This window comes from Terrilactibacillus laevilacticus, assembly GCF_006517395.1.
GTDB classification, from domain to species: Bacteria; Bacillota; Bacilli; order Bacillales; family Sporolactobacillaceae; genus Terrilactibacillus; species Terrilactibacillus laevilacticus.
Genome location: NZ_VDCY01000001.1, coordinates 389,788 through 414,875, shown reverse-complemented (window position 1 = coordinate 414,875; position 25,088 = coordinate 389,788). Strand labels below are relative to the sequence as shown.

At 37.3% G+C, this 25,088-nt stretch carries 23 protein-coding genes; all 23 read right to left on the bottom strand.

Features of this window, described 5'->3' with window-relative positions; all coding sequences use genetic code 11:
- Positions 1 to 70 precede the first annotated feature (70 nt).
- A complete protein-coding gene (gene rbfA / locus FG390_RS01850; RefSeq protein ID WP_141189310.1) occupies positions 71 to 427 on the bottom strand; it encodes a 30S ribosome-binding factor RbfA in 357 nt (118 codons plus the stop codon).
- Between the two features lie 13 nt (positions 428 to 440).
- On the bottom strand, positions 441 to 719 hold the full coding sequence (locus FG390_RS01845; RefSeq protein ID WP_181406344.1) for a DUF503 domain-containing protein: 279 nt from the start codon (positions 717 to 719) through the stop codon (positions 441 to 443).
- Positions 719 to 2,866 carry a translation initiation factor IF-2 gene (infB, locus tag FG390_RS01840; protein WP_141189308.1) on the bottom strand — a complete coding sequence of 716 codons (2,148 nt, stop codon included), beginning with the start codon at positions 2,864 to 2,866 and terminating at the stop codon, positions 719 to 721. The genes FG390_RS01845 and infB overlap by 1 nt, the downstream gene beginning before the upstream one ends.
- Before the next feature lie 4 nt (positions 2,867 to 2,870).
- Entirely contained in the window at positions 2,871 to 3,185 is a 315-nt protein-coding gene (locus FG390_RS01835; protein WP_373681512.1) for a YlxQ family RNA-binding protein, read from the bottom strand.
- Positions 3,178 to 3,453 (bottom strand): RNase P modulator RnpM, encoded by a 276-nt coding sequence (rnpM, locus tag FG390_RS01830; RefSeq protein WP_246092624.1) that lies wholly within the window; start codon positions 3,451 to 3,453, stop codon positions 3,178 to 3,180. The genes FG390_RS01835 and rnpM overlap by 8 nt, the downstream gene beginning before the upstream one ends.
- A 14-nt stretch (positions 3,454 to 3,467) precedes the next feature.
- Positions 3,468 to 4,616, bottom strand: a complete 1,149-nt coding sequence (nusA, locus tag FG390_RS01825; RefSeq protein WP_141189306.1) for a transcription termination factor NusA — start codon at positions 4,614 to 4,616, stop codon at positions 3,468 to 3,470.
- A gap of 38 nt (positions 4,617 to 4,654) precedes the next feature.
- A complete protein-coding gene (gene rimP / locus FG390_RS01820) occupies positions 4,655 to 5,125 on the bottom strand; it encodes a ribosome maturation factor RimP (protein ID WP_141189305.1) in 471 nt (156 codons plus the stop codon).
- 427 nt (positions 5,126 to 5,552) lie between these two features.
- Positions 5,553 to 9,845: a PolC-type DNA polymerase III gene (locus FG390_RS01815; RefSeq protein WP_141189304.1), complete on the bottom strand. Its 4,293-nt coding sequence runs from the start codon at positions 9,843 to 9,845 to the stop codon at positions 5,553 to 5,555.
- A 213-nt stretch (positions 9,846 to 10,058) separates the two neighbouring features.
- Positions 10,059 to 11,705, bottom strand: coding sequence for a proline--tRNA ligase (locus FG390_RS01810; RefSeq protein WP_141189303.1), 1,647 nt, complete (start codon positions 11,703 to 11,705; stop codon positions 10,059 to 10,061).
- Between the two features lie 237 nt (positions 11,706 to 11,942).
- Positions 11,943 to 13,205, bottom strand: coding sequence for an RIP metalloprotease RseP (rseP, locus tag FG390_RS01805; protein WP_141189302.1), 1,263 nt, complete (start codon positions 13,203 to 13,205; stop codon positions 11,943 to 11,945).
- 39 nt (positions 13,206 to 13,244) lie between these two features.
- Complete coding sequence (locus tag FG390_RS01800) at positions 13,245 to 14,402, bottom strand: 1-deoxy-D-xylulose-5-phosphate reductoisomerase (RefSeq protein ID WP_141189301.1); 1,158 nt, start codon at positions 14,400 to 14,402, stop codon at positions 13,245 to 13,247.
- 57 nt (positions 14,403 to 14,459) lie between these two features.
- Complete coding sequence (locus FG390_RS01795) at positions 14,460 to 15,251, bottom strand: phosphatidate cytidylyltransferase (protein WP_141189300.1); 792 nt, start codon at positions 15,249 to 15,251, stop codon at positions 14,460 to 14,462.
- Positions 15,252 to 15,264: 13 nt separating this feature from the next.
- Complete coding sequence (gene uppS / locus FG390_RS01790) at positions 15,265 to 16,041, bottom strand: undecaprenyl pyrophosphate synthase (protein WP_141189299.1); 777 nt, start codon at positions 16,039 to 16,041, stop codon at positions 15,265 to 15,267.
- A 454-nt stretch (positions 16,042 to 16,495) separates the two neighbouring features.
- On the bottom strand, positions 16,496 to 17,053 hold the full coding sequence (frr, locus tag FG390_RS01785; RefSeq protein WP_141189298.1) for a ribosome recycling factor: 558 nt from the start codon (positions 17,051 to 17,053) through the stop codon (positions 16,496 to 16,498).
- 2 nt (positions 17,054 to 17,055) lie between these two features.
- Entirely contained in the window at positions 17,056 to 17,781 is a 726-nt protein-coding gene (gene pyrH, locus FG390_RS01780; RefSeq protein ID WP_141189297.1) for a UMP kinase, read from the bottom strand.
- Positions 17,782 to 17,917: 136 nt separating this feature from the next.
- Positions 17,918 to 18,802 (bottom strand): translation elongation factor Ts, encoded by an 885-nt coding sequence (gene tsf, locus FG390_RS01775; protein ID WP_141189296.1) that lies wholly within the window; start codon positions 18,800 to 18,802, stop codon positions 17,918 to 17,920.
- Between the two features lie 213 nt (positions 18,803 to 19,015).
- Entirely contained in the window at positions 19,016 to 19,774 is a 759-nt protein-coding gene (rpsB, locus tag FG390_RS01770) for a 30S ribosomal protein S2 (RefSeq protein ID WP_141189295.1), read from the bottom strand.
- A 143-nt stretch (positions 19,775 to 19,917) separates the two neighbouring features.
- Entirely contained in the window at positions 19,918 to 20,415 is a 498-nt protein-coding gene (locus FG390_RS01765; RefSeq protein WP_141189294.1) for a DUF6115 domain-containing protein, read from the bottom strand.
- Positions 20,416 to 20,498: 83 nt separating this feature from the next.
- On the bottom strand, positions 20,499 to 21,254 hold the full coding sequence (locus FG390_RS01760) for a FliA/WhiG family RNA polymerase sigma factor (RefSeq protein WP_141189293.1): 756 nt from the start codon (positions 21,252 to 21,254) through the stop codon (positions 20,499 to 20,501).
- A 37-nt stretch (positions 21,255 to 21,291) separates the two neighbouring features.
- On the bottom strand, positions 21,292 to 21,774 hold the full coding sequence (locus tag FG390_RS01755; RefSeq protein ID WP_141189292.1) for a chemotaxis protein CheD: 483 nt from the start codon (positions 21,772 to 21,774) through the stop codon (positions 21,292 to 21,294).
- A 4-nt stretch (positions 21,775 to 21,778) separates the two neighbouring features.
- Positions 21,779 to 22,396 (bottom strand): chemotaxis protein CheC, encoded by a 618-nt coding sequence (locus tag FG390_RS01750; protein ID WP_258311540.1) that lies wholly within the window; start codon positions 22,394 to 22,396, stop codon positions 21,779 to 21,781.
- Positions 22,396 to 22,866 carry a chemotaxis protein CheW gene (locus FG390_RS01745; RefSeq protein WP_141189291.1) on the bottom strand — a complete coding sequence of 157 codons (471 nt, stop codon included), beginning with the start codon at positions 22,864 to 22,866 and terminating at the stop codon, positions 22,396 to 22,398. Before FG390_RS01745 ends, FG390_RS01750 begins: the two co-directional genes overlap by 1 nt.
- A 58-nt stretch (positions 22,867 to 22,924) precedes the next feature.
- Positions 22,925 to 24,934 carry a chemotaxis protein CheA gene (locus tag FG390_RS01740; RefSeq protein ID WP_141189290.1) on the bottom strand — a complete coding sequence of 670 codons (2,010 nt, stop codon included), beginning with the start codon at positions 24,932 to 24,934 and terminating at the stop codon, positions 22,925 to 22,927.
- Positions 24,935 to 25,088: the final 154 nt, after the last annotated feature.

Sequence of the window (25,088 nt, the reverse complement as noted above, 5' to 3'; positions counted from 1 at the left end):
TCTCTTACATTTTTAGCACAATAGTGATTAAAAAAGTAGTATATGGAAACTTAATCAACTCTTTTGATCGTTACTTCATTTCATCATTATGGTTGAGCTCATGAAGAAGTTGATTAATGTGATTGCCATATTCAATAGATTCATCAAATTTGAATATGATATCTGGTGTCTTGCGCAACCGTATTCTTTTCCCTACTTCTGAGCGGATAAACCCTTTGGCTTTTGACAAACCTGTAATCGTGTTCTCTTTATCCTCATTACTTCCTAGAACACTAATATAGACTGTTGATTGCTGAAGATCACCAGTAACTTCGACACCTGTAACGGTAACAAAACCGACTCTAGGATCCTTGATTTTATTTTGAATAATATCACTTAATTCTTTCTTCATCTGTTCACCAATACGGTGAGAACGTAAATTTGCCATGTTGCACCTCACTTTAAAGCCATTCGAAACTTGTCACAGTTCGTTCAATGTCCGTTCTTTGATCGATGAGAGCAAGAGCATGATGTAATTCACGCTCAATTTGCACCCTCGATGTTCCAACAGATACAAAAGCAAACTTTGATCTTTGCCAGACGTTTTGAAAATCTATTTCGCTTGCTGAGAGATTATAGCGCTGCTTTGCTTTTGATAATATACTTTTAATAATGGCGCGTTTGTCTTTTAATGACTGTGCATCATATAGAATACATTCACAAACTGCAGCGCCAATGATCATTTTTGTTTAACTTCTTCCATAACAAAAGCTTCCATGGTATCGCCTTCTTTAATATCATTGAAGTTCTCTAATGTAATACCACATTCGTATCCTGCAGAAACTTCCTTAGCATCATCTTTGAAACGTTTCAATGTATCCACATTTCCTTCATAAATCACAACACCATCACGGATAAGCCTGATTCCTGCTGATCGCGAAATTTTACCATCAGTGACATAACAACCAGCAATCGTCCCTACTTTAGATACTTTAAACGTTGTTCTAACTTCCACTTGGCCAATGACTTTTTCTTTAAACTCAGGATCAAGCATACCTTTCATCGCAGATTCCATTTCGTCGATAGCATCATAAATAACACGATATAAACGGATATCAACCTGTTCTGCTTCTGCAGTACTTTTAGCATGATTATCAGGTCGAACATTAAATCCAATAATAATGGCGTTTGAAGCTGATGCAAGAATTATATCAGATTCCGTTATACCTCCAACACCCGTATGGATAATGTTTATTTTACATCCTTCTACTTCTATCTTACGAAGAGATCCTGCAAGAGCTTCTACAGAGCCCTGTACATCCGCTTTGATGATGACATTAATTTCTTTTATGTCGCCTTCTTGGATTTTTTGGAAGAGATCGTCTAGACTAACTTTCGTTGTTTCTTTTCTGTGAGCTAATACAAGACGTTCAGCTCTAGTTTCTCCAATTTGTCTCGCTTTTTTCTCATCTTCAAAGACCATAAATTGGTCACCAGCATTAGGAACAAGATTTAAACCAGTGATTTCTACCGGAGTTGCTGGCTTTGCCATTTTCACCCGTTTGCCGAGATCATTGACCATGGCTCTTACTCGACCGAATGCTCCGCCAACAACGATTGGATCTCCTACGTGTAAGGTACCATTTTGTACGAGTAAGGTGGCAACCGGCCCTCTGCCTTTATCAAGTTCAGCTTCAACAACGGTGCCTCGTGCCAGTGTATTAGGATTTGCTTTATATTCTTCTACTTCGGCAACAAGCAAGATCATTTCAAGAAGTTCATCAATACCTTCTCCACTGAGTGCGGATAATTTAACAAAGATAGTATCCCCACCCCAGTCTTCGGGTATGAGTTCGTGCTCTGTTAATTCTTGCATCACGCGATCTGGATTTGCGCCCTCTTTATCAATTTTATTAACAGCAACAATAATAGGTACATTTGCTGCTTTAGCGTGATGAATCGCTTCGACTGTTTGTGGCATAACACCGTCATCTGCTGCAACAACAAGGATCGTAATATCAGTAATTTCTGCCCCTCTAGCTCTCATTGTTGTAAAAGCAGCGTGTCCTGGCGTGTCTAGAAAGGTAATTTTCTTGCCTTCGTGACTAATTTGATAGGCGCCTATATGTTGTGTAATGCCTCCAGCTTCTCCCGCAGTGACTTTTGTGTGTCTAATGGAATCCAGTAAGGTTGTTTTACCATGATCAACATGACCCATTATGGTCACAACAGGTGGTCTTGTTATCGCCGTATCTTCATCTATTTCAAATTCACGATCTTCAAATTGAGCTTCATCCTCCACGACCTCTTCCTCTACAGCAACACCATAGTCATTCGCTAAGAGTTCAATCGTATCTTTATCTAAATCTTGGTTTTTAGTAGCCATAACACCAAGCATCATTAATTTCTTAATGATTTCAGTTGATTCTCTACCAAGTTTTTCTGCAAATTGGGCAACTGTTAAAGAACCTAAAAAGGTCATTTTCTCAGGTAATTTAATTTCTTGTTTTACAGACGGTGATGTACGTTTATTATTATTTCTTTTCTTGTTAAACCTTTTGTTATTGTTATTACTGTTATCTTTCATTCTTTTTCGATTGTCATTTTTGCCACGATTTTGGTTTTGATTTGATTTGTTTTGCGTTTTTATAGCTTCCACACTTACCTCTTTGTTTGTTTTATTTTTTGTTTGTCCTTCAGTTTGCTTTTCTTTGGTCTCTTTTTTTGTAGAAGGATTCACACTATGATTTAATTTTCCAATGACATCATCTTCTATAACCGACATATGGCTCGAAACTTCTACTCCCATTTGTTTCAATTCCATAATCACTTTTTTACTCGTTAATTGATGTTGTTTTGCATATTCATAGACACGCATCTTACTCATATGTTCACCCCCGTGTAGATTGATCTAACAACGCGATCATTCGCTGACCAAATCCTTGATCTGTCACCGCAACAAGGACACGTTCAGGTTGGCCAATCGCCCTACCTAGCACTTCTCGATTATCTACTATGAGAAGTGGTACATCGTAGTAATTGCATTTATTTGATATCGTTTTTTTCGTTCGCTTAGAGGCATCGTTTGCCATGATGACGGCAAATGCCTTCTTAGCTCTTATCGATTGGATCACTTGTTCTTCACCTGAAATGATCATTCGGGCTCTTGCGGCGAGACCCAATAACGATTGCCATTGCCTAGTCAATATGGTTCTCCTCTAAATATGACCGCATCGCTTGAAATACCTCTTGAGGCACGTCAGCTTCGAGATGTCTTGATAACAGTTTTTTTGATTCTGCTTTATCAACAACTTCTCTCTTCATAGAAATATAAGCTCCCCGGCCATTTTTTCTACCCGTTAAATCTAATGATACTTCACCTTCAGGTGACCGAACAACACGAAATAAAGCTTTTTTTTCAGCAGATTCCTGTGTGACAATACATTTGCGCATGGGTACTTTACGCTTTTTCACGTCTTTCACCCCACTTATTCGTCTTCAGTGTTTGATTTTAGTTCTTCATTCTCATCAAAATCACTTGGGAGCTCCTCGGCTGCAGGAAGTGGTTCTTCATTGTTATCACTTTCAGAAAGCAACCCTTGTTCAAGAGCGTCTGATTCGCTTTTAATATCTATTTTCCATCCTGTTAACTTAGCTGCAAGTCTTGCATTTTGCCCTCTTTTTCCAATTGCAAGTGATAATTGGTAATCGGGTACGACAACCGTTGTCGCCTTGTTTTCTTCATCTACAATGACTTTAAGAACTTTTGAAGGACTTAAACTATTTGCAACATAAGTCACTGGATCTTCAGACCAACGGACAATATCAATTTTTTCGCCTTTTAATTCATTTACAATGGTTTGAACACGTGCACCTTTTTGACCAACACATGAACCGACTGGGTCAACAGCTGCATCATCAGCATGTACCGCTATTTTCGAGCGATCGCCCGCTTCACGTGCGATTGATTTAATCTCAACGGTTCCGTCAAATATTTCTGGTACCTCAAGTTCAAATAACCGTTTTAAAAGTCCAGGATGAGTTCTTGATACCATGATCGAAGGTCCTTTTGTCGTATTTTCAACTTTTGTAAGATACACTTTAATGCGATCATGTGGGTGATAGGACTCATTTGGCATTTGTTCCGTTAATGGAAGTAACGCTTCAACTCTTCCTAAATCAACATAAATGTAACGGTGATCCAGTCTTTGAACGATTCCTGTCATGATATCGTCTTCTCTATCAATATATTCAGAGAAAATCACACCACGTTCAGCTTCACGTACACGTTGAGTGACAACTTGTTTTGCTGTTTGTGCAGCAATACGGCCAAAATTCTTAGGCGTTACTTCAATCTCAACAGTGTCTCCAAGTTCATAATGTGGATTAATCGCTTTTGCTTGTTCAAGTGAAATTTGGAGTCTTTGATCTTCTACCGTTTCTACAATTTCTTTTCGTGCAAAAACTTTAATTTGACCAAGTCCTTCATTTATATCAACACGAACATTTTGCGCTTGATTAAAATTTCTTTTGTATGCAGAAATCAGCGCTGCTTCTAATGCATCAATAAGAACTTCCTTACTAATTCCTTTATCTTTTTCTAGCGCAGTCATAGCATCTAATAGGTCGCTACTCATTGTCTTATTTTCTCCCCTTTATGCAAACTACTTTAGCATTAAAAAATGATCGCAAGTCTTGCACTTGCAATCTTTTCAACGGGTAAAGTTATTTCTTCAACCCTCGTTTTATTTTTAATTGCAAGTGTTACAGCCTGTTCATCTGCATGAATCAGTTTTCCTTCAAATTGTTTTGCTCCATTTATGGGTTCATATGTTGTAATATGTACCTGCTTTTGGACCGCTTTTTTCAAATCTTCATTTGTTTTCAGTGGTCTTTCTGCCCCTGCTGACGATACCTCAAGAAAGTAAGCCTCTTTTATCGGATCATCTTTGTCAAGTGCTTCGCTCAAACGTTCACTGACCGCTGTACACATATCTAAATCAACGCCTTTTGGTGAATCAATGAATACACGAAGAAACCAGTTCTTACCTTCTTTAACATATTCGAGGTCAACAAGTTCAATATCAAGTTGATCTAAGATCGGAAGGATGAGTTCCTTTGTTTGTTCTGATATTTTTCCTGCCATACTTTTATACCTCCTTTCGAAAACGAAAGAGTGAGGATCTCCTCACTCTTCTAAAACGACCTATTCATTAGTATCTCCAAAGTTAATATAACATACCTTTTGTTTAAAGGCAACTTTTACTAAATACGGCGAGGAAATATCTTCCATTCACAAAGACATCAATAAATTGAAACTTCCATCAGTGGGGGTTTTCGACGCACAGGATGTGCTCGTGCAGACGTTGCGACAGGACACCTAGTTTTTAGCCTGCGTCATCTTCCACTGATGGAAAGCCTGAACTAATCGGACCTTTACGGGCAGTTGATCCCCCACCTATCTTCTTTGAATACTCAGAATCTGAGGTGGGGATCTTGACTAGCCCGTTAAGGCGGGATAAAAGGAAAACCTAACTACGAGATTACTACTTTAAAGATATGATTGCAACTATCTAAAATAAAGACAGTTGGTTTTCATCTGGCATTCCTTCCAAACAACCATGTTGGTCTAAATATTCAACAACTGTTTTAGAAAGTTTAGCCCGTTTTTGTAAATCTTCTTTCGATAGAAACTCGCCTTCTTCTCGCGCTTTGACAACGTTAATGGCTGCATTTGTACCTACACCAGGGAGGGCATTAAATGGAGGTATGAGAGTATCTCCATCAACAATGAATTCACTTGCCTTAGAACGATAAAGATCGACAGAAGTAAAATTAAATCCACGTTCACACATTTCAAGTGCTAGTTCAAGAACAACCAATAAGTTCTTTTCTTTTGGAGATGCATCGAGACCTTTCTTTTCTATTTCTTCAATTTTGCCTCGAATGGCATGTGAACCACGCCTCATCACGTCGATGTCAAAGTCGTCTGCCCGTACAGAAAAGTAGGTTGCATAAAAGAGAATCGGATGATGAACTTTAAAATAAGCAATCCGAATGGCCATTAATACATAGGCAGTGGCATGCGCTTTTGGGAACATGTATTTAATTTTTAAACATGAGTCAATATACCAATCAGGAACGTTATTTTTCTTCATTTCATCGACCCATTCATCTTGCAATCCTTTACCTTTACGGACGGATTCCATTATTTTAAATCCAAGAGATGGTTCTAACCCTTTATGCATGAGGTAGACCATAATGTCATCCCGACATCCAATAACATCTTTAAGGACACAAGTTCCATTATTAATTAATTCCTGTGCGTTTCCAAGCCAGACGTCTGTACCATGTGAGAGACCTGAGATCTGAACTAGCTCTGCAAATGTGGTTGGTTTTGTATCTTCAAGCATTTGTCTAACAAAACGCGTACCAAACTCAGGAATCCCCAGAGTACCCGTTTTACAGCGAATTTGATCTTGAGTAACACCTAAAGACTCCGTTGAACTAAATAACTTCATCACTTCTTTATCATCTGTCGGTATTGTTTTAGGATCCATACCACTTAAATCTTGAAGCATCCGAATCGCTGTTGGATCATCGTGGCCAAGAATATCCAGTTTTAATAAGTTATCGTGTATGGAATGGAAATCAAAGTGTGTGGTTCTCCATTCTGATGTTTTGTCATCTGCTGGGAATTGAATTGGCGTAAAGTCAAAAATATCCATATAATCTGGAACAACAATGATTCCACCAGGGTGTTGACCAGTTGTACGTTTTACACCTGTGCATCCTTTGGCTAAACGATCAATTTCAGCGCCTTTAAAATGGGCATTGATATCCCCTTCATACCCTTTGACATAACCGTAAGCGGTCTTATCTGCTATTGTTCCAATGGTTCCTGCACGATAAACTTTATCTTCTCCAAACAATACTTTTGTGTAGTTATGGGCAACAGGTTGATACTCACCAGAAAAGTTTAAATCAATATCAGGGACTTTATCTCCTTTAAACCCGAGGAACGTTTCAAACGGAATATCATGGCCATCTTTCTTAAATGGTGTATGACAATTAGGACATTCCTTATCAGGTAGGTCAAAACCACAAGCAACAGAACCATCCGTGAAAAATTCGGATTGATGACATGTTGGGCAGACATAATGAGGTGCAAGAGGGTTAACCTCTGTAATGTCCATCATTGTTGCAACAAGTGAAGAACCAACTGATCCCCTTGAACCGACTAAGTAACCATCGATCAGTGATTTTTTAACCAATTTATGGGCAATGAGATAAATAACGGCGAAACCGTGACCAATGATGCTTTGAAGTTCCTTTTCTAATCGTTTGACGACGATTTCTGGTAAATCCTCACCATAACGTCGATGGGCTTCCCGATAGCTCATCTCTTTAACTTCTTCCTCAGCACCGTCAATTTTCGGTGTAAAGAGTTTATCTTGCACCGGAGTGACTTCCTCGATGGAATCCGCTATTTTATGCGTGTTGGTTACAACCACTTCTTTTGCTTTTTCTTCCCCCAAGAAAGACAAACACTCCATCATTTCATCCGTTGTACGATAATGTACTTTTGGTTGGGTTTGACGATTTAATGGGTTGCCCGCTTGAGATGCTATCAGGATTTTTCGATAAAGATGATCGTTTTCATCTAAATAATGAACATTTCCGGTTGCCACGACGGGTTTATTAAGTTTTTCACCCATTTTAACAAGATTATTTAAAATTTCACGAAGAGCTAATTCGTCAGTTACCAATTCTTTTTCAATGAGATGGGCATAATTCCCCGGTGGTTGAATTTCAATATAATCATAGAATTTAGCTACTTCTTCAGCTTCTTTTATTGATTTTTGCATCATGGCCTCAAATAATTCACCTTTGTCGCAAGCTGAACCTATCAAGAGACCCTCTCGATGCTTTTCAAGTAGTGAACGCGGGATACGTGGTACTCGATAAAAATAGTTTAAATGAGAAAGTGAAACAAGTTTGTAGAGATTCTTAAGTCCTTCCTGATTTTTAACGAGTAGAATAATATGAGTTGGTCTCACACGTTCAAAGCTTCCTTTTCCCATATTGTCATTTAATTGATTATGAAACACAATAGACTTTTCATCTGCATCTTTAAGCATTTTCCATAATAAATATCCTGTCGCTTCTGTATCATAAATCGCCCGGTGATGCTGGGTTAAATCAATATTAAACACCTTACATAAAGTATTTAGCCGATGATTTTTTAAATCAGGATATAGAAACCGTCCGAGTTCGAGAGTATCGATGACAGGATTCGTTGCCTTTTCAAGGCCAATTTGTTCGTAACCATTATTTAGAAACCCCATATCAAAACTGGCATTGTGAGCCACTAATATGGCATCGCCAGCGAAGTCATGAAATCGTTTTAATACGTCTTCAATTTCTGGAGCACTTGCAAGCATATCATCCGTGATGCTCGTTAAATCAATGATCGTTTGCGATAATCGTTCATGAGGATTGACAAAGGATTCAAATCGTTCAATGATTTCCCCATCTTTCATTTTGACTGCCGCAAGTTCAATAATCTTGTTATAAACAGCAGATAGACCAGTTGTTTCAACATCAAAAACGACATAGGTATCGTCCTGTAGGATGCGCTTTTGTTCATTGTAAGCAATAGGGACACCATCGTCGATAAGATTGGCTTCTACACCGTACAGAACTTTAACACCATTTTTCTTTCCTGCTGAATAAGCTTCTGGAAATGACTGGACGACAGCATGATCTGTTATGGCGATAGCTTTATGTCCCCATTCCTTAGCTCGATTGACTAAACTCGTAGCTGATACAACTGCATCCATTTGACTCATCAAAGTATGAGCATGCAATTCAATTCTTCGTTCTCCTTCAGGAGCAGTGTCTTTCTTACGCTCGGGCTTGATCTCTTCTATATCATTCCCTAACATAACCAAATCCCTTACGAAAGTGTCATTTTGCACACCACCTCGAACTTTTACCCATATTCCTTTTTTTAAAGCCGAGAATTTGCTGGCATCATCTTTGTCTCTGGAGAAGGTCTTAACGAGAATGGAATCTGTATAATCGGTGATTTTAAATAGTAAAAGCGTACGTCCGCTTCGAAGTTCACGTGTTTCCACATCAAATACGTAACCTTGTATTGTTATTCGCCGTTCTTCATCTTGAATTTGGTTTATCGGAACTGGATCATCTTTAATATCATATCCTATTTGAAATGGACCTGCTGGTGTATCTTCAGCTTGCTTTTCTTTTGCCTTGGCCTGTTCAATAACCGCTTCAATCACCTTCTGCTTATCTTCTTCGTCTCGTTGCTTTTTAAAGGCTGCGTATGCCGTGTCGTTCCGTTTAAGATTGACTTCAAGATGAAGTGTATGGAATCCACAGCTTACTAGAAAGAGAGATAAAGGCTGTTCACATTTACGTTTTATCAATAATGATTCCGCCTCATTTGAGGCCTCTAATATTAATTTACCGGAGTCAATATGCGGTTTTTGCTGCTTTAATACGGATTTAATTCCTTGGGACAGCTCAGGAACGTGATCAAGAAAATATAACCAATAATCTTGAAAAAGTGACGCATCATCAACTGAGTCAGTATTAATTTTAAAAGATACGCTTGCTATATTATGAAATTGTTTTTTTAACTCACGATCTAACCAGTCATAAACATGAAAAGGCAGTGGTTTTTTTAGTCCAAAAGTAAACACCCACTGACGAGTTTCTTGAAAAACGGTTAACTTATGAATCTGACCACCATTAAAATATTTTTCGATCACTTCAGTAGGGGCTTCGAGTTGTCTGAGAAGAATCATAAAACGATCGTGATTCGTTTTTCCTTCATTCATGTTCAACTCCCCTTTCTTTCAAAATTTAAAGCAAGATGAATGAAAAGAACGGCGCCTATTTCACTGGCACCGTTCAAATAGAAGGAATATGGGCAACACCTGGACTGCCAATATTCCTCAATGTGAGACGATTAACTGATCGATTTCTGGAAAGGTGCCCTTAGGGTGTCATTTCCACTTTTTTGCCCTACAAAAATAGTAAAGGTATAAAAACTATTTTTCTAGAGTTAAATAAATGAATTGTTCAAGTGACTCAACTTGCAACTCAAGCTGCTCACCACTTTGTCTAATTTTTACTTCTACAATACCTTCAGAAGCTTTTTTTCCTACTGTAATGCGAATTGGGCAACCAATGAGATCACTATCCGCAAATTTAACTCCTGCTCTTTCTTGCCGATCATCGATCAAAACATCCCAACCTTTAGCGCTTAGTTGTTCATGTAATAGAGTAGCTAACGATAATTGGTCATTATTTTTCACATTGACAGGAATGACATGGATATGAAATGGTGCTAGAGCAACTGGCCAACATAATCCTTTATCGTCATGATATTGTTCTACAACAGCAGATAATGTTCTAGAAACACCAATCCCATAACATCCCATAATGATGGGCTTACTTTTTCCTTGCTCATCTAGGAACGAAGCACCCATCGATTTTGAATACACTTCACCAAGTTTAAAGACTTGTCCAATTTCAATTCCCCGAGCAAACTTAATTTTCCCTTTATGATCAGGTGATAAATCCCCTTCTTTGATGACTCGAAGATCAACACAGTGAATCTCAGGAAAATCACGTTCTACATTTATATTAACATAAGTAGACTTATTTGAGGCATTGTAAAGATATCCATTGACGACATTTTTGACGCTTTGATCGCTTAAAAGGGTAACATCCTCAGGAAGTTGTTGGATGTCGTAATTTTCAAGTTCACTATTTTCTAATGTTTCAATAGTTCTTAATTTAAGGAAGTTTTTTACTTTAACTTCATTAATTTCATCATCATTGCATGCAAGCACGAGTATGTTCTGATCATCTGATTTAAATCCAACCAATTTGAGTTTCCGCTCAGGATCTCCTTCAAAAAACTGATCCATCACTTGTAAGGTATCAGGTGTTCCAGACTGTTTATTTTCTTGAAAAATGACCTCTGCCATTTCTAGATTCGCAGCATAGGATGATTCATCTGAATAAGCAATCGTATCTTCTCCAATAGCAGCTAGTGCTTGAAATTCATGTGTATCTTTTCCACCAATAGCCCCAGAATCTGCAATAACAGCGCGATATTTTAAACCACAACGGTCAAAAATACGTGTATAGGCATCATAAATATCTTTGTATGTTTGATCCAAGTCTTCTTGACTAGTATGGAAGGAATAGGCATCTTTCATAATAAATTCTCTTCCTCTTAACAAACCAAAACGCGGTCTTTTCTCATCTCGATATTTAGTTTGAATTTGGTAGAGGGTCATGGGTAATTTCTTATAAGAATTTAATTCATCACGTATTAAACTTGTAATCAATTCTTCATGGGTTGCACCAAGTGCAAAGTCACGTCCGTGCCGATCCTTCAATCTCATTAATTCTGGTCCATATACATTCCATCGTCCAGACTCATGCCATAGTTCTGCTGGTTGAATAGCGGGCATCAAAAGTTCCTGAGCTCCAGTGTTATTCATTTCTTCACGTATAATAGTTTCAATTTTTTGTAGGACTTTATTGCCAAGTGGTAAATAAGAATAAATACCCGCAGCAATTTGTCTAATAAAACCTCCGCGAACTAAAAACTGGTGACTAGCTGATTCAGCATCAGCAGGTGTTTCTTTTAAAGTTGGGATAAATAGTTTACTTTGTTTCATCAAGTGCACCTCAATATTTCATTTAGAATAATCTAGCGATACCGCTAAAAAGAAGTCATCGTTTATAAGTAAATTATAATCAATTTAGAGCTTAAGATATCATCTATTATATAATGGCAAGTTTTACTATTCAATCAGGCAAAACGTTTCAAAACATACTACACAGAAGGTTCTAACGAAAAACCTTCTGTGCGAACATTTTTAACAAATAGTGTGTGTCTTTTTGAACAACCTCAATTAGTGTAAAAAGACTTTTTGAATGTCATTCCATGTAACAACTACCATGAGTAGCATTAATAAGGCAAATCCAATAAAGTGGACAATGGATTCCCTTTGTGGATCAATGGGCTTGCCTCTTAGCAGTTCGACAATAATAAATAAAAGTCGTCCACCGTCAAGAGCAGGAAGTGGTAGCAAGTTAATAATACCCAAATTAATACTTAGGAACGCCGCCCAATTTAGAACAATGAGAAAACCTTGAGATACAAATTGGCCAGTTGCATTATAAATACCTACAGGACCCGATAATTGATCTAAACCGATGGCACCTGTTACAAGCATTTTTAAGCCAACTAATTCTTGTTTAATCCAAAAATAGGTTTGCGTGACTCCACCTTTTAAAGAAGCGACGAAAGAGTGTTTTGTCGGTGCATAAACGCCAATGAAACCTTCTTGTTTACCTGATGGCCCTTTTCTTGAATCTGTTTTAACATCGATCTTCTGTTGTTGATTATTTCGATCAATGGTGAACGTCAATTGGCTATTCGGGTGATGATTAACATACGTCATGATGTCTTGCCAAGAATTAATGGGCTGTTCATCAATTTGAATGACACGATCGCCCTGGTGTAAACCCGCTTGGACAGCAGGATTATTTTCAACTAGTTGTCCAAGCTTGGGAGCATTTGAAGGAACTCCTTGTATAGAAAAATAAACAACAAAAATGATAAACGCAAGTAAAAAATTCATAAAAGGACCCGCGAATATAGTTAAAAATCGTGCTGTTTTGCTTTTTGATGAGAACTGTCGATCTAGCGGAGCAATTTGAAAAGCTTGTTCGTCAACAACATACTCAGCTTCTCGATCTAGTGGGTACTCAATCAAATCCCCGTCCTCTGATTCATATCCCTTAATGACTAAGTCTTTTTCCAAATCTGCTGTTTCGACGGTGATAAGTTTTGCATCAGGATATTTATCAAGATGATTAATAATCATTTTATTAACGTGTTGTTGATGATTAAACAGGAGACCAATACGGTGGCCAGGTTTGATATCAATAATTTCTGGATCTTCACCCGCCATACGTACAAAGCCACCAATAGGGAGTAAACGCAGAGTATAGACCGTTTCTCCTTTTTTAATGGAGAATAGCTTTGGTCCAAAACCAATCGCGTACTCTCTACATAAAATGCCTGATTTTTTGGCTACGATCAAATGTCCGAATTCATGGATAGCAATAAGGACACCAAAAATAATGACGACTGAAATAAATGTTTCCACGATCTAACCACCTTTGTTTGTCATTCACTTAATCCATCATTACACATATGATTTTACCCAGTCATTAACCTGCTGTCTCGTTCTTATATCAATCTCTTTGATGTCCTCTAGTGTTGGGTTTGATACCATTTGATGTTCATTTAAAGCTCTCTCAACTAAGTCTTCTATTTGCAAAAAAGAAATACGCTTATTCAAGAAATGATCAACAGCTTGTTCATTGGCTGCATTCAATACGGCTGGTGTACTTCCGCCTAATTTACCCGCTTGATAAGCAAAATCTAAGCATTTAAACCGTTCTGTGTCGACTTTTTCAAAATGAAGGGCTCCTAATTCCCATAAGTTTAACCTTTTTTCTTGTGGAAGTTCAAGTCTTTTAGGATAACTTAACGCATATTGGATCGGAACGTGCATGCTTGGCACCCCTAGCTGTGCAATAACACTTTTATCATGATATTCAACTAGTGAATGAACAATACTTTCTTTATGTATAATTGTATCAATTTTCTCATAAGGGATATTAAAGAGCCAGTGTGCTTCAATGACTTCTAATCCTTTATTCATTAGTGTTGCCGAATCAACGGTGATTTTTGCACCCATCGACCAATTTGGATGCTTCAGTGCATCTTCTACCGAAACATTTTTCAATTCATCTCGACTGAGGTCTCTGAAACTTCCACCTGAGGCCGTTATAATGAGACGCGAAATCGCTTTTTTATCCTGCCCTTGCATCGATTGAAATATGGCTGAATGCTCGCTATCAATGGGGAGGAGGGTTACGCCTTTTTCCTTTACTCTTTCCATGACCAAATGACCTGCTGTGACGAGTGTTTCTTTATTGGCGAGTCCTATCATTTTACCCGCTTCAATAGCAGCAAGAGTTGGTTCAAGACCAATACTGCCTAATACAGCGTTGATTAGCATATCTGAATCAGGATGAGTTGCGACTTCAATTAAACCTTCAATTCCTGCTAAAATTTTGACAGAGGAAGGAACCAGAGGTCGTAATCTTTCTTTAATGCGATCATTTTTTACCGAAACAAGCTTTGGGCGATATTGATGAATATATGGGAGCGCCCTCTCAATATTTTCGCCAAAAGAAAGAGCAACGACAGAAAATTCTTCTGGGTGGGTTCCAATAATATCAAATGTCTGAGTACCTATAGACCCGGTTGCCCCTAAAATACTAAGTCGTTTCATTCTATCCTTCCTCTCTATAAAGCCTTAGTTAAAAGACTTGCTCTTTTGTCAAAACAACTAACCTAAAAAATGAAAAACAAATAAAATAGGTAAAACAAAAAGGAGACTATCGAATCTATCGAATATACCACCGTGGCCTGGTAAAATTTTACCGGAGTCTTTTATACCGTAATGTCTTTTTATTGCCGATTCTGCCAGATCACCCAATTGGCCAAATATGGATACAATGAGTGTTATGAACAGTAAATGATTCAAAGATTGAATCGTTTGAGATGGTACCAACATATAAAGAATAATGGCAACAATTAGTGCAACGACAACAGCACCAATTGAGCCTTCAATTGTTTTATTCGGACTAATGTGCGGGGCAAGTTTTCTTTTGCCAAACGTTCGTCCGACAAAATAAGCCCCACTATCCGTTACCCACATCATAATTTGTATGAACAAAACAAGCCATAACCCATGAAAACGAGCTGCTGCAAGAAGCGAGAAACTGAAGCCTATATAGAAAGCAGATAAGAAAAGATAAGCCATGTCATCATATGTTATTCTATTCTTCGTAAACACGATACTTGCAAAGAGGAAAATTAATAGAATAACAACCATCTTAAGTGTGGATACACCGACAATATAGTTGTCCCATAAAGGCCTTAATACTAAGCCTGCGACAAAAATAAAGCCAACGATAGAATGAAATTCAGTCGATTTAATTCCTTTCATCGCTAATAATTCATAAAAGGCGATCACCGCAAACGCAGTGACCAAAATAGAAAAAGGCACTGGATGAATGAACAAACACCCAAGATAGACTATACCAAAAACGATGGCCGTCATAATACGTTGTTTCAAAACTGTAACCTCCCTAGCTCGTTACGCCGCCGTATCGTCTTTTGCGGCTACTAAAATGCTTGACGGCTTCATGTAAGTCGCTAACTGAGAAGTCGGGCCACAATTTATCTGTAAACCAAAATTCTGTATAAGCGATTTGCCAAAGCATAAAATTACTTATTCGGAGTTCGCCACTTGTGCGAATAAGCAAATCTGGATCTGGCAGTGATTTGCTTAGCAAATAATTAGAAATCATGTCTTCGTCGATCATTTCTTTACTCAGAATGCCTTTCTCTATATCATGTATAAGAGATTTTACAGCACAAGTGATTTCATGTCGACTACCATAATTAAGAGCAAAATTTAGAATCATTCCTGTATTTTTCTTGGTTTTTTCTTTAGCCTGAGTAACAGCACGAAGCGTATGAGAAGGGATTTTATCTAGATCACCCATCACTTGCACTTGAACATTTTTATCAATGAGTTCAACAAGATAACTTGATAAAAATTGTTCCGGTAACTTCATTAAAAATTCAACTTCATCTTTAGGTCTTTTCCAATTTTCCGTTGAAAAGGCATAAAGAGTAAGGACTTTTATCCCTATTTCACTTGCTTCACGGACAATTTCTTTGACCGTTTTCATTCCTTCACGGTGTCCTGCTATTCGTGGTAATCCTCTTTTGTTGGCCCATCTCCCATTTCCATCCATAATGATTGCAACATGATCCGGAACATTGAGGTCCTGATTCGCCAATTCTTCACGACGATGTGTTTTTGTTTTGCCCCTTTTTAAGGAAAACCTTTCTAGCATACAACTTCCTCCAGAGTCTGTCTAATATTAGAACATACTTTTCGTTAATTAACCGTTATATTTGTCAATAGACTCGATATTATATGTAATATAGCCATACCATCCTTAGTGTATAGAATTTTCATGGTTTAGTAAAGAAAGTACCTATTCAAAATAGGTTGCTATATGTATATTACTAACAAGATATGAAAAAGTAAAAGCCCCCTTTATATATAGAGGGCATTTTTATCTTAAAGAGGTTGTTCAAAAAGTCACCAAATGATAAGCTGTCAATCTCGGTCGCCCGCTTGTTTTTCCGGTCCTCATGAAGGAGATACAAGAGGATCGCTGGCTAAAATCGCTCACGTCCTGTGGCTGGCGCCTGAAGCTACCACATCATATGGAATGCTGGTCCTCAAAACGGCGCCGCTCTTAGCCTTCTTGCTTCTAATTTGTCTCCTTTTTGAACACTCGCTTAAACTTCCATCATTTCTTTTTCTTTTTCACTTACAGTATCATCAATCTTTGAGATGTAGCCATCTGTAAGTTTTTGTATTTGATCGGTTAAATCACGTTGATCGTCTTCTGTTAACTCTTTATTTTTCACTGATTTTTTCAAGTTATCGTTTGCATCCCGACGAATATTTCGAATAGCTACCTTGCTTTCTTCAGATGTTTTTTTCACGATTTTAACAAGTTCCGTGCGTCGTTCTTCAGTCAATGCAGGGATGGCAATACGTATAACATCACCATCATTAGTTGGTGAAATTCCTAAATCAGATTTAAGAATGGCTTTTTCCATCTCTCCGATTGCTGTTTTATCATAGGGTTGAATGAGTAAAAGCCTAGCTTCCGGTGCTGTAATATTTGCTAACTGATTTAGAGGGGTTTGTGCCCCGTAGTATTCAACTGTTATTTTGTTTAAAATGCTTGGATTAGCTCTCCCAGCGCGTATGGTAGACAGTTCACGTTTAAGAGCGGCTAAAGCTTTATCCATCCGATCTTTAGCATCGTTAATGACTTCATTTGCCATTTTTATTTCCCCCTTACGACAGTTCCAATTTCTTCACCTAACACAACTCGTTTAATGTTTCCGATTTCTGTGATTGAAAAAACAACAAGTGGAATATCATTATCCATACATAAAGAAGAGGCTGTAGAATCCATGACAGCAAGCCCTTCGTTAAGAACATCTAAATATGAAATACTATCATATTTAACCGCGGCCTCATCAACTTTTGGATCAGCAGAATAAACGCCATCAACATTGTTTTTAGCCATTAATATGACTTCAGCTTCAATTTCCGCTGCTCTAAGCGCTGCGGTAGTATCTGTTGAAAAATAAGGATTACCCGTTCCAGCTGCAAAAATGACGACGCGTTTCTTTTCTAAGTGTCTGATAGCGCGCCTGCGAATGTAAGGTTCTGCAACCTGTCTCATTTCAATAGAAGACTGAACACGAGTTCCAACTCCTAGACTTTCCAAGCTATCTTGGAGGGCAAGGGCATTCATAACTGTGGCAAGCATTCCCATATAGTCAGCTGTCGCACGATCCATTCCCATTTCGCTACCTGTTTTGCCGCGCCAAATGTTACCTGCACCAACCACAACGGCCACTTCAACATTTAGATCTGCAATCTCTTTAATTTGTTCAGAAATGGATAAAATAATTTTTGGGTCAATACCAAAACCTACATCCCCAGCTAATGCTTCACCACTTAATTTAAGTATTACCCGCTTATATTTTGCTTCATTTGACATGTATGAATACCCCTTCCTATCTACTCTCTATTTTAAAAATGGGGCACGTATCCGCGCCCCTATTTTAGATGATGTTCAAAGCCGCAAGCGACAATTTAATTATAGTTGTTGAACATTCTGTATGTCATTATATAGCTTATTGTTTCATTTGTGCTTTAACTTCTTCAGCGAAGTTTTCTTGACGTTTTTCCATGCCTTCGCCTACTTCATATCGAACAAAGCCTTCAGCTGATGCATGATTATTTGCTAAGTATTTGCTGACCGTAACATCTGGATCTTTAACAAAGTTTTGATCAACAAGGCAGATTTCTTGGAAGAATTTCTTCATACGACCTTCAACCATTTTTTCAACGATTTTTTCAGGTTTACCTTCATTTAATGCTTGTTGTTTAAGAACTTCTTTTTCATGAGCGGCTTCTTCTTGAGATACTTGATCTTTAGAGAGATAACGAGGGTTAACAGCAGCAACATGCATAGCTACATCTTTTGCAATACTTTCATCTCCACCTTTAACCTTCGTTAAGACAGCGATTCGACCACCCATATGTAGATACGCACCAAAGTTTTCATCATCAGCTTTATCAACTATAGTAAAGCGACGCAATGAAATTTTTTCACCAATTTTCGCAATGGCGCTATTAATGAATTCTTCAACCTTTTGGTCTTGACCTTCTAAGTTTTGAGAAAGAGCTTCCTCAACAGTTGATGGATTGTTTTTTAATAAATGATCAGCTAACGTACTGATTAATTGAACAAATTGATCATTTTTTGCAACAAAGTCCGTTTCAGAGTTAACTTCAAGAATGACTGCTTTGTTACCTTCAACTTTAACTTGAGCTAAACCTTCTGCAGCCACACGGTCTGCTTTTTTCGCTGCTTTAGCCATTCCTTTTTCTCTTAACAAATCAACAGCTTTGTCAATATCTCCATCAGTTTCAGTTAAAGCTTTTTTGCAGTCCATCATCCCTGCACCTGTAATTTCACGAAGTTCTTTAACTAGTTTTGCACTTATTGCTGCCATTTGACATCCTCCTTTATTTGATTAATATGCATACATCGATATATAGAAAACATATAGATTAATAATGAACATGCACCTTAGATATTTTACCCAGTGTGCTAATCAAAAATCATGTTGTTTTCAATCATTTATATCATGACAACATCAATTCTCTTCTTTTTGCAAAAAAAGTGATAAGGGTCACACCCCTTATCACCCCTTAAAATCTTGTCTTTATTCAGCTTCTACTGGTTCTTGGACTTGTTCTTTTTCTTGAACGTTTTCAGGAGCACTAGAAACATCTAGCTCTTCACCTTGATTAGCCTCAAGCACTGCATCAGCGATTTTACCAGTTAATAGTTTCACGGCACGAATGGCATCGTCATTACCAGGAATGATAACATCTACTTCGTCAGGATCACAGTTCGTGTCAACGATAGCAACAATCGGTATATTTAATTTGCGTGCTTCTGCAATCGCAATTCTTTCTTTACGAGGGTCGATAACAAACAAAGCTTGTGGAAGAGATTCCATGTCCTTGATACCACCCAAGAATTTTTCAAGACGCGCTAATTCTTTTTTTAGACCGACAACTTCTTTTTTAGGAAGTACATCAAAAGTGCCATCTTCAGCCATTTTTTCAATTTGTTTTAATCTTGTAATACGTTTTCTAATCGTTTCAAAGTTCGTTAAGGTACCACCTAACCAACGTTGATTAATGTAATACATACCAGAACGTTCTGCTTCAGATTTCACAGATTCTTGGGCTTGTTTTTTCGTTCCTACAAAAAGAACTTTCCCACCATCAGCTGCAATGTTTCTTACAAACTGATAAGCTTCTTCTACTTTTTTAACCGTTTTTTGAAGGTCAATAATGTAGATACCGTTTCTTTCTGTAAAGATATAAGGTTTCATTTTTGGGTTCCAACGACGTGTTTGGTGACCAAAATGAACACCAGATTCTAAAAGCTGTTTCATTGAGATAACTGCCATAATGCTTTCCTCCTAATGGTTTTATTCCGCCGCTCAAATCATTTCTAATACATTACTGATCTTCAGCACCAATGCATAGATTATTGAGCGTGTGTGATTGACACCGTTGTTTAATATACCATAAACATGTGGCTAATACAAGTTTATAGCGTCTTTTTTTCATTAATTTTTAATAAGAGGGCAATTTCCCCTTCACCGCGTCCCAAAGCTTTAGCTATTTCCGTTATTGATTGCCCTTTTTGCTTTAAATGAAGTGCCTTCGCTAATAAGGATGACTCATACTTTTCTTCGCTTGTTGATTTAATTGGGGGGATCCAATCTATATCTGCATCCTCAGTCGCTTGTTGATAACTCTTATTTATCACATTATCTATATCATCATTAATTTTGTCTCGTTCTTCATGATTTGCTTTTTTATTTGATTTTATTTCTTCGTTTTTCTTTTGTTTATTTAGTTCTTGGATAAATCGATCATTCTCTTGTTGTATATCTGTCAAATAGGCTGTCATCATCTCTTCAATTTCTCTTTTTAACTCTTCAGGATGCTGTTGTTCTACATGTTTCAATCTCTGCACGAGTTGAATAATGAGATAAAAAGCTAATAAATGTAGTATTAAGCTAAAGATCATCCATAATGTCATGATGTTATCTCCTTAAATCTTGCTTATATTCGTTCTAAGATTATTGTTATGGTTAGTTAAAAACCTGAGCACACTCAAAAACATCAGGGTGTTAAATAGTTACGAAGCTTATAAATCGCCTTACTATGGATTTGTGAAATACGTGATGTCGACAAATCTAAAATATGGCCAATTTCTGTTAGCGTTAATTCCTCATAATAAAATAATGTAATGACAAGCTGCTCTTTCTCATTAAGTCTTTTAATGTCTTCGCTCAGCATTTTATATTTCTCATTTTTTAAAATAACTTGATCAGGCGTTGGAACGGATTTATCTTCAACGAAAACGACGGGATATTCACCTTTATCATTTTCATATTCTTCATCTAAAGAAATGAGGTTGGCAAACATATCTTCTGAAACGACTTTTGCCACATCATCGATGGATAACTCACAAGCACTTGCAACTTCTTCTATCGTCACAGATCGCAAATATTTCTGTTCTAACATTTCTGTCGTCGCTTCGATTTTTTTATTTTTTTCCCTTAATGAACGAGGCATCCAGTCCTCTTTTCTTAAACCATCTATAATGGATCCTCGTATACGAAATGAAGCATATGTATCAAATTTTAAATCACGCGTTGTATCAAATTTTTCTAATGCATCATAGAGGCCAAACATACCATGACTCATCAATTCATCTCTACTTACCGAATTTGGTAAACCAGCACTAATTCGTTGAACATGATAATGAACCAATGGCAAGTAAATTTTTAAGAGGTTATCAGCGGCCTCTGGATCACGATGATCTATCCAACGTTTCCAATATTGCTTTTCTTGATCCATTATTGATATCGCCATATTCCTCACCCCTTAACCCTTCATTTACAAAATGTAATTATATCTGTTTCTCATCACGGTTTACTGTACGAATCGATAAGATAGATGAATGAGTATAAAATTCAATCGTTCTCCCGCTATGACCACCAACATCTTCAGCAATAATAGGAATATCAAATCGATGTAACTGTTCTTTGATAGCTTTAATATTTCTTTGACCAATGGATCCCATCATAGTCAGACGAGAACCCTTAAACATCTCTGCTCCCCCAGCCATTTTTGAACGTAGACGAGTTATTGGAATATCATAAGAACCTATCAACTTAACAAGTTCAGGGATTGCCGTGTCAGCAAATTTCCCTAACAAAAAACGACTTCCTGGTTTAGCAATTTTCGATTCTGGCAGCATAATATGCGCCATTCCAGCGATCGTTTTATCCACATCAAAAATAATGACACCTACACATGAACCAAGTCCAATGGTTCTAAGTGATTCTTCCTTGTTAGCAAGTTTAATTTCTGACAGCCCGACAAGAATCATACATTTATTCTCCCCCTAATGCCAATTTAAATATAAGGTCCATTGAGTCTGGATTGGGAAGAAATACGAGCTCACCATCCATTTGATGATGGTTGATTTTATCGTCAAGAACTGTCTCAATCATAATAACAGAATCTGATTCCATAGATAATTCGATTAATCCTTCACCCAGGATGGCGGCGGCTATATCAATAGATAATATAGGGGGTGATTGATTGATCGTAATATTTAAAAATTTAGATAATGCAGATAGATATGAACCACATAAAATATTTCCAATTTCACAAAAAGCTGATTCACCTAAGTCACCGTCATATATTGTTGTATCTGGTATGATGTTAGAAACAAGCGTATTAGCATGTTCTTCTTTAAATAGCATAAAAAAATGCCCTTGGATGTCACCATCAATGTACGTATAAGTGGCGGCAACATTATTTTCTCTTTTTGGCCCGTTTACTTCTGAAATGGGAACCACTTGAGCAGAAGGAATTTTTAAATCTATACGTTTATTTAATAAAGTCGATAAAGATGTAGCGGCATGTGCTGCGCCAATATTACCTATTTCTTTTAAGATATCGAGACGAAGATCCTCTAAGAATGACTGCCTATTAGGATTCATCATTATACCTCTATTTTCTTTAAATCATTAACTTCATTTGTGGTTAACACTTTTTTTAAATTAAGTAAAACAAGCAATTTATCCTCTTTATACCTCGCAATACCATCAATATACTCTGCCTCAAGTCCACCCACTATCTCCGGAGTATCTTCAATTTGAGAGGGACTTAAATCCACAACTTGATGAGCAGAATCTACATAAAGTCCAACCATCATGTCATCTATCTCAACGATAATTATTCTCTCTTCTGTCGCCTTGAGTGATTCGGCCATATTGAATCGCTTATGTATATCAATGACTGGAACCATTAAACCTCTTATTGTCATAATTCCTTTTACGTAGTCTTGAACATGCGGAACCCGTGTAATTGCCTGAGGCCGCTCAATGGAAACGACTTGATTAATAGGTACTCCGAACGTTTCTTCATTTAATTCAAAAAGAATGAATTTTGTATTTTGACCTAATTGGTTCATCTTTTTTCCCCCTTGTATTTGACACTATGAGACGTGATTCTCCCTGTTAAATAAGAGCTTATGCAATGGCTTCACAATCTAAAATTAAGGCAACACGACCATCTCCAAGAATGGTGGCACCTGATATTCCTTTAACACTCTTTAAATAATTTCCAAGTGATTTAATGACTATTTCTTGGTGACCTAATAGCTCATCAACGGCAAAAGCAAGGTAATGATTTGATTGTTTTACAATCATCACAGCTTGTTTAGATGAGACACAGTCTGAATTTGGAACTTGTAAAATGTGCCTTAAATCTACAAAAGGAACAACTGTATCCCGATAAATAAGGACATCCTTTTTATTGACTGTCTTTAATTCAATTTGTCGTAATAACATTGTTTCGACAATACTAGAAATAGGAACGGCATAGGTTTCTTCCCCTAATTTGATGAGCATCGCATTTATGATTGACAGTGTTAGAGGTAATTTAACGGTAAACCGAGACCCCTTGCCTAACGTCGATTCGACGCTTACTGTACCTCCAATTTTTCTTATGTTGCTCTCAACGACATCCAGCCCGACGCCTCGACCAGAAATATCCGAGATTTTTTCTGCTGTACTAAATCCAGACGCAAACATTAAATGAAACACTTCTTGATCCGATAACTTAGAAGATTGCTCTGAGGTGATTAACCCATTTTCAATTGCTTTTGCAATGATTTTTTGACGATCAATTCCCGCTCCATCATCTTCAATTTCAATGATGACGTGATTACCACTGTGAAATGCTCGAAGTTGAACCGTTCCAGTTTCATTTTTTCCGTTTTTTAATCTAACTTCTGGAAGCTCAATTCCATGATCTAAGGAATTACGAAGTAAATGAACAAGCGGATCTCCTAGTTCATCAACAATTGATCGATCGACTTCTGTATCAGCCCCTGTTATGACTAACTCAATTTTTTTATTTAAATCTTTTGAGAGGTTTCGAACCATCCTTGGGAAACGATTAAAGACGGTTTCAACAGGTACCATTCTTAAATTTAAGATTGTTTCTTGAAGTTGATTTGAGACTCGGTGTATTTTTTCGACTTGTGATTTTAAATGTTGATCCCCAACTTCATTAGAAATTTGTTCAAGTCGACCACGATCAATAATCAATTCTTCAAATAGATTTAATAAATGATCTAATCGATCAAGATTAACCCGTATGGTTTTATTTACTTGAACCGGGGCCGTACTTTTAGATTTATCTAACTCTTTTTTCTCTGTTGGATGATCGCTCGTTTTTATGTTGTCTTCCGTTTTTCTAGGAGTAATTTCATCAATTTCAACTTTATCAATTTCTGAAACTGTTAAAATATCGCGCTTTATTTTATCAGGAGATTCACCTGTAATAAAAATGAAGGTAAAGATTAAGTCAAATTCTGCTTGTTCTATTTTTTCTGTGTCAGGTGTTGTTTTTATAACATCTCCTCGTCCTTCAATAGCTTGAAAAACCATGACTGCTCTCGCTGCTTTTAACATACAATCTTCAGTTAAGTTAACCTTGATAAAATAAGCGGACAACTCTGCATCTTTTGCTTGAGAAATCATAGCCCACTCGGTATCATTTAAATCATATTGCTCGTTATTTTTTGGCTTCGAGATAGCGGCTACATTTGTTGATTGAGATAAGTTGATTGGTTCATCACTATTTGAGATCGTTCCGTTTTTTTCTATTACTTGTAATTTTTTTACAATATCTGAAACATCCCTCTTATCAGATTGTCCTTGGATAATTTGGTCCAACATCGCTTCTAAATGATCAATTGATTCAAAAAGTGCATCCATCATATCAGATGTCACTTCAATCTGTTTGTGCCTTAAAGCATCAAGAACATTCTCCATTTTGTGGGTTAAATTGGCCATATCTTCAAAACCCATTGAAGCGGACATTCCTTTCAAGGTATGGGCTGAGCGAAAAATCTCATTCACAACACTTAAATCATTTGGATCATTCTCTAAAACAAGCATTTTATCATTCAAATTTTGTAAATGTTCTCTTCCTTCATCGATAAATAAAACGAGATATTGATTGGTATCCATGAAATCACTCCTTTATAGAGGTTGTTCAAAAAGTCACCAAATGATAACTTGCGAATCTCGGCGCCCGCTTGTTTTTCCGGTCCTCATGTAGTGATACAAGAGGATCGCTGGCTAAAAGCGCTCACGTCCTGTGGTTTGGCGCCTGAAGCTACCA